Consider the following 2,791-nt stretch of genomic DNA (forward strand, 5'->3'; position numbering starts at 1 on the left):
CGACGTTTGCGATGGCACGAGTTTGCTTTGCAAACGAAGTGACAGAAGCAAATGTGGCGAAGCCCAAGCGAGTGGGTCACGAAGTGAGCCCCGAGCGGCGCGGAGGCACCGAAAGTTAAGCGCCGTTTTTTGTCAATAACTCTGGGAAAGTGTATCGATATTCGCGATAGATGTCTAAATATTGATTATCAAAATGACTTTCCCAAATTTTTTCGTGATTTTCAATTACTTCAATTTTCTCCGCATCAACAAGGAGAAGTCGATACCGATCTTTCATTATCTTTCCTGAATTATTAAACAGCACAATCGCCAAGCAAATCGAACTCTCAGATATACCAAGCAATTCTTCGAATAGGTAGATAAATTTACTTTTACTTTCTTCCTTTCTGACTCGTTTTAAAAAGCCTTTTTCAGTTACTTTATAACTTCTCGCCGAATTTACTTTCTTAAAACGTAAAATTAATGGAAAATCAATATAGCCGACTCCAGAGGTAAATCGATTCTCTATTTCATATGCCTTTTCTGATAATGACATATCCAATAAAGCAATATCTAAATCGTCTCGAATGTGCAAAATAGATCTTATGTTCGAGTCATGTAGCTTTAGTATGAAATTTTCAAATTGTCCTAACTGTTTTCTGCTTTTCTTTAAAAAACTGCTGTAACTGGTGATAATTCCATTATCAATCTCAGTATTCATAAAAGAATCCATTAATAGAGGACAAATATTATTAATTTTATTACTCGAAATCATTTCTCTTCATAAACGTAGAATTTAAAAAATGGCGCTTAACGACCAAGGCTTGACGACGTTTCGCGAGTGCGTAAGCACTTGGCACGAGGCTTGCTCAGCAAGACGAGTGACAAAGCGAAATGTGCCGCAGGCCAAGCAAGGGTGCGAAGCATCCCGCAGCGCTGCGTCAGAGCCGAAAGTTAGACGCAGTTTTTCGAATTTTTCTAATCAACATTGTAAAACGATTCTATTCTACCATCTGGAGCAATATGTATTACGTAATAATCACCATTATAATACGGGCTTTCTGCCCCGTATTTTGAGAATTTCTTCCCTGGTTTCGTTTCAGAATATTCTTTCCATTCAAAATAGATCATTTCGACGATCCGTTTAATCAATATCTGCAAATCCGCGAGGGAATAAGGGATAGTGCTCTTTTTTAAACCTTTGATTTTAACATTATAAAGATGTCTTAGAACTATATGTAAGAGTGACTCTCTATTCCAATAAATTGTTGGTGAGTCTAGATTTAGCCGATCATCCTCAATGAAGGACATCTCTATCAGAATTTCCTTTAAAATTTCTCTTATTTCGGCGCGATCTCTTTTGGTCACAGCAAGTTGCTTAAGTTCACGAACCATCGACAAAACCACTTTCCAAAAAAAATTGCTTCACATTCTTTGAGTCTGATATCTTCGACATCAGTAAGCCCTTCTCGCTTCTTCTTCGTGCTGAGATAGTGATGATGAATTCGCCAGTTTGATTTTAAATCAGATGGATCTAATTGGATCTTTACAAGTATATCTTCGGGGAATGCCCCAAATAGGCCCATATACACTCCGACAAATTTTTCTTTTTCGGATTTAAGAAATTTTATTCCTGACTCCAAATATTTTTGATATAGAAATACAAGCATCCTTTCATTTTCTAATGCATCCTTTTCCGGTGCTAAAGGTATTATTATCTTATTTTTATGACTTTTCGGAATTTCACGTTGAACGTCGTCCTGTGGGGTAACTATAATTTGCTCAATAGAGTGAATTGAAATCCCCTCTTGGATCAGAGATTTTTTAATTTCAGGTGCATATTTTAGATCCAAGGTGTTTAATTTCAAAAAGGAAATGTCTTCCTTAATACCTAATTTTACTTTTTCACCTAAGAAGTATTTTCTTTGATTCTGAGTATAATGCAAAATTCCGCTTAACGGGCTGCCAAATTTTTTAAATTCATCCGAATTGATGTCGAGGCAGATAGTGACAAAGCTATCGTTAGCACCAACGGAATTGAAAATCTTCGAGGGATCTTTACTAATATAATCCATATTGTAGTTTAACTAGTAAGTTTAGTATATTTTTTATTCTACTTATAGTCTTCGAAAAATTGCGTCTAACGACCAAGCCTTGCCGAAGTCCAGCTCTGGCACGAGATTGCGTATGCAATCGCAGTGACAGATAGCTGGATTTGCCGTCAGGCCAAGCGAGGGTTGCGTAGCAAGCCCGAAGCGCTGCGGCTGAGGCGAAAGTTATGCGATGGTGACCAATTTATTAAAAATGGTCCATTGCAAATTTTAAAACAGAAATTTTGAGGTTCAATGAATTAGCATTGAGAACCAAAAATAAAAAGGATATAATGAAAGAAAGATCAGCATCAAAGATGCGACTGAACGAATAAACTGAGGCATTTTCACATAGTTTATTTTGATTGCGTTTTTATTTTCTAAATCAATCTTAAATAAAAAATATATCGCCAAATACAAACAAAGAAAACCAAAAACACTTTTAAACAATGTAAAGAAACTATCTATAGGTTTTTTCCCAAACCCTGAATCTACTAACTCAAAACTTAGCCAAGAAACAGGAATATAGAATAATCCGATAAAAATAGAAGCAATATAGAATTTTGTGCTTTTTGATATTTTCATAAAAAAAGTTTGCTTGGTCACTTTCGCATAACGGCCTAGCCTAGCCGACGTTTCGCGAGTGCGTAGCACTTGGCGCGAGGCTTGCTATGCAAGACGAGTGACAAAGCGAAATGTGCCGTAGGCCAAGCAAGGGTCGC

The 2,791-nt window shown here is 36.8% G+C and carries 3 protein-coding genes; all 3 read right to left on the minus strand.

The window, feature by feature from the left end; all coding sequences use genetic code 11:
• Positions 1-115: 115 nt before the first annotated feature.
• Positions 116-700, minus strand: a complete 585-nt coding sequence (locus LEP1GSC192_RS00045) for a hypothetical protein (RefSeq protein ID WP_020767871.1) — start codon at positions 698-700, stop codon at positions 116-118.
• A gap of 257 nt (positions 701-957) precedes the next feature.
• Complete coding sequence (locus LEP1GSC192_RS19880; RefSeq protein WP_198289283.1) at positions 958-1,110, minus strand: hypothetical protein; 153 nt, start codon at positions 1,108-1,110, stop codon at positions 958-960.
• A gap of 233 nt (positions 1,111-1,343) precedes the next feature.
• The gene (locus LEP1GSC192_RS00055) at positions 1,344-2,054 is read right to left on the minus strand and encodes a hypothetical protein (protein WP_020767869.1); all 711 of its coding nucleotides are present in this window, start codon (positions 2,052-2,054) and stop codon (positions 1,344-1,346) included.
• Between the last annotated feature and the right edge of the window lie 737 nt (positions 2,055-2,791).

It is taken from the genome of Leptospira sp. B5-022 (assembly GCF_000347035.1).
Lineage (GTDB): Bacteria > Spirochaetota > Leptospiria > Leptospirales > Leptospiraceae > Leptospira_B > Leptospira_B cinconiae.